The sequence below is a fragment of the Paenibacillus maysiensis genome (genome assembly GCF_000520815.1).
GTDB classification, from domain to species: domain Bacteria; phylum Bacillota; class Bacilli; order Paenibacillales; family Paenibacillaceae; genus Paenibacillus; species Paenibacillus maysiensis.
The window spans coordinates 1-3845 of the sequence record NZ_ASRY01000016.1; the positions used below are offsets into that span (position 1 = coordinate 1).

The following is a 3845-nucleotide window of genomic DNA, read 5'->3' on the forward strand; positions in this document are numbered from 1 at the left end:
CGTCCACGGACAGAGTAACAACGTGGGCGCTTCTATTGGTACTGTCAACGTGCCGGTAGTGCCCAAGGTGTATGTGGTGCGTAGCGGAAGCACATATGTACCAATTCAATGCCGGCATTGTGAAAATGCGCCCTGCGCACATGCCTGTCCGGTTCAGGCCATTCGACAGGAGAACGGTGTGGTCATGATTGATGAGGAGCTGTGCATCGGCTGTACCTCTTGTGTATTGGCCTGTCCCTTCGGGGCCATTGAGGTATCTACCGTCTACCGGGAAGGAAGAGTCATGACGCAGCCCGGCTTGACCGACCGTGTCGCTCACAAGGCGCTCCCCCGGACCGCGGCAGGCAAATGCGACCTGTGCGCAGACACAAACGGAGGACAGCCTGCATGTGTAGAAGCCTGTCCAAACGATGTACTACGGCTGGCTATAGTCGAGTCCGATCCGCTTCCCGAGCGTCGGCGGGAAGTCTTCTTCCCTCGCCTGTAAGGCCAAAATCAGCCGCAGAAAGGTAGAAATAAGATGTCCATAACAACTAACAATGCCCCTTCGGCTCCTTGTATGGAGACGACAGATTGCACCAAACCCATTATTCATATTGACCCCAGTATGTGTACCGGGTGTAGACGCTGTGCAGGGGTTTGTCCGGTAGATGCCATAGAAGGACAGCCCGGAGAGCCGCAAACCGTGAATGCAGACCGTTGCGTGATCTGTGGCCAGTGTGTACAAATATGCAGCGTATACGCATCCGATTGGGCAGATTCATCTCCACAGGAAGCCGCAAGCAGACGACAGGAGCGTATGCGTGAGCGCGATATGCCTGCTGACATCGGAGAACCACTATTCGCTGCCTATTATAGCGGTAGCCTGAATAAGGTAACCGACAGGATGACGAAACCGGGACAGTTTCGGATCGTCCAATGTGCTCCAGCCATTCGCGTTTCAATCGCGGAGGAATTTGGTATGCCATTTGGCACGCTCACGCCAGGTAAAATGGCCGCAGCTCTGCGCCGTCTGGGCTTTGACCGGGTATATGACACCAACTTTGGAGCTGATGTCACCATTATGGAGGAAGGCACTGAGTTGATTCGTCGTGTAACCGAAGGTGGGCCGCTTCCGATGTTTACCTCCTGCTGTCCGGCATGGGTTCGGTTTGCCGAGATTGAATATCCCGATCTATTGGACCATCTATCCAGCTGCAAATCACCTATGCAAATGCTAGGCTCGCTGGTCAAAACCTATGGTGCACAACTGGACGAGGTGGAGCCTGCGAACATTTATAGCGTCGCGATCATGCCTTGTACCTGCAAGCAATTCGAATGTGATCGTCCTGAAATGGAATCCGACGGGTACCGTGACGTGGATGAGGTACTGACAACGCGTGAACTGGCATACTGGATCAAGAAAAGCGGCATTGATTTTATGAATCTGCCAGATGAAGAATTCGATTCACCGCTAGGACGTTATTCAGGAGCAGGGTCCATTTTTGGTGTAACCGGAGGCGTTATGGAAGCCGCCATCCGTACAGGCTACGAGCTGCTGACGAATGAAAAGCTACCGAAACTCCAACTGGATTTTGTACGCGGTGAGGAAGGCATTCGAGTTGCTGAGATTCAGGTGGGCGAGCTACAACTTAAGGTAGCGGTCGTCGCGGGGCTACAACATGCCTATGGGCTGCTGGATCGTGTGCAGGCAGGCGAATGTGATTATCATTTTATTGAGGTGATGGGCTGTCCTGCCGGATGTATTAGCGGTGGCGGTCAACCCAAGCTCATGCTGGAAAAACACCGGATTGAAGCTTACCGTGCACGCAAATCCTCTATTTATGGACATGATGCGGGGCTTCAGGTGCGAAAATCGCATGAAAATCCTCACATTATTAAGCTGTACGATGAATTTTTAGGTGAGCCGCTTGGTCATGTATCGCATCATCTGCTGCACACAACCTTCCAAAAACGCGGACCAGGCAAGCAAAGCCGGAGCTGTGATGCTCCCGCTAAAGAGAATACAGGTAACCCCATTCATTAGCACGTTAAGTTAAAAGGGTGAACCATGGAGGAATCCTGCCTCTCCATGCTTAATAAGAGGCTACTGAGTCTTGTCCGTGTTCATCCTGTATCCAATGTATTTTGTCGTTAGTTAGAGAGGAGTCGAGTTGTATGAACCGTTTTGTTTTAGCTGATCCCGATCAGTGTATCGGTTGTCGTACCTGTGAAATCGCATGTGTCATCGCACATTCAGCAGGTAACCCTTTTATCTCGCCAGATGACGAATTTCATTTTCACCCACGTCTGAAGGTTATTAAATCCATTGGGGTCACTGCCCCTGTCCAATGCCGTCACTGTGAGGATGCCCCCTGCGCCAACGCTTGTCCGAACGGCTCCATTACGAACGCGGACGGCTGTATTCTCATTAACAGTGAGAGCTGTATCGGTTGTAAAACCTGTATGATCGCCTGCCCTTACGGCGCCATTACCATGGTACCCGAATATCGGGACGGGCGAGCTGTAGTTCAGGACGGACTGTACACCAATGTGTCAGGGCGTTTGCAGCCCAAGGAACGCATGATTGCCAGCAAATGTGATCTGTGTGAAGGCATAGAGGGTGGTCCCGCCTGCATTGGAAAATGCCCAACACGTGCCCTCAAGCTGGTTGAGCCGGATCTGATTCAGGCTCGTGTTGAGGAAAAGCGAGCTGCGAGCGCACGCCAGTTACTGCATATGACGCGCATTCCGGCAACAGGTCTCTGACATGACTGAAGCCCTTCCTCTGCAAAAGGATACGCGGACCGAGCGGGATGCGCTAGGGGAAATGGAGATTCCCGCCAACGCCTATTACGGCATTCATACCGCACGTGCGATGAACAACTTTGCGGTCAGCGGCAGACCTGTGAACCGGAAGCTGATTCACGCTTTCGTCCTGGTGAAGAAGACAGCCACTCAGGTGAACTGTGAGCAAAATCGGCTCCCTCCCCACCGGGCAGCTGCAATGATAGACGCCTGCGATGAATTGCTCGCCGGACGGCATCTGGATATGTTCACAGTCGATGCCCTGCAAGGCGGTGCAGGCACCAGCACCAACATGAACGTCAATGAGGTCATTGCTAATTTGGCGATTATGCGGCTTGGTGGAAAACCCGGACAGTACGAGCTAGTACATCCGCTGGATGATGTGAACTGCTGTCAGTCCACGAATGATGTTTATCCGACAGCATTACGAATTGCGGCCATTCGACTGCTTCGTCCTTTATGTGACGCGATGGCTTCGTTACAGGAGTCTTTACAGCACAAAGAAACGGAATATGCCGATCTGCTCAAGCTAGGTCGCACACAGCTAATGGATGCCCTGCCCATGATGGCGGGGCAAGGCTTTGGCGCTTACGCAAAGGCCGTGGCACGTGACCGCTGGCGCCTATACAAAGCCGAGGAACGGCTGCGGGAAATCCCTATTGGCGGTACGGCGATCGGCACAGGCATGAATGCGCCTCGCGCTTACAGCTATCGGATGGTTGAGAAGCTGGCGGACGAGACTGGCTTTGGGCTATCCCGAAGTGACCACCCGATGGACCCGATTCAGAATATGGATGTCTTTGTGGAGGTATCCGGTCTGCTCAAAGCCGCCGCTGTGAACCTGTTCAAAATATCAGGCGATTTTCGCCTGCTGGCCTCCGGTCCTCTCGGCGGTATTGGCGAGTTCACTCTGCCTCCAGTTCAGGCCGGATCATCCATTATGCCCGGCAAGATTAACCCGGTGATGGCTGAGCTGGCCGGGCTAACGGCGTTGCGCGTGATAGCCGAAGATGCAGCGATTACGATGGCGGCTGCCTCCGGGCAGCTAGAGCTGAACG

Annotated in this window: 4 protein-coding genes; all 4 read left to right on the forward strand. The window is 53.4% G+C overall.

Annotated elements, in window-relative coordinates; translation table 11 throughout:
* A partial coding sequence (locus tag L696_RS0101255) for a 4Fe-4S dicluster domain-containing protein (RefSeq protein ID WP_025682031.1) occupies positions 1 to 487 on the forward strand: 487 nt, incomplete at its 5' end.
* Positions 488 to 520: 33 nt separating this feature from the next.
* Positions 521 to 2026: a [FeFe] hydrogenase, group A gene (locus tag L696_RS0101260; RefSeq protein ID WP_245233262.1), complete on the forward strand. Its 1506-nt coding sequence runs from the start codon at positions 521 to 523 to the stop codon at positions 2024 to 2026.
* 131 nt (positions 2027 to 2157) lie between these two features.
* A complete protein-coding gene (locus tag L696_RS0101265; RefSeq protein ID WP_025682033.1) occupies positions 2158 to 2748 on the forward strand; it encodes a 4Fe-4S dicluster domain-containing protein in 591 nt (196 codons plus the stop codon).
* A gap of 1 nt (position 2749) precedes the next feature.
* On the forward strand, positions 2750 to 3845 hold a 1096-nt coding region (locus tag L696_RS0101270), incomplete at its 3' end, for an aspartate ammonia-lyase (RefSeq protein ID WP_025682034.1).

Excerpts from the sequence above, each read along its gene's own strand:
- L696_RS0101265 (WP_025682033.1), top strand. The coding sequence starts at position 2,158 with ATGAACCGTTTTGTTTTAGCTGATCCCGATCAGTGTATCGGTTGTCGT.
- L696_RS0101260 (WP_245233262.1), top strand. The coding sequence starts at position 521 with ATGTCCATAACAACTAACAATGCCCCTTCGGCTCCTTGTATGGAGACG.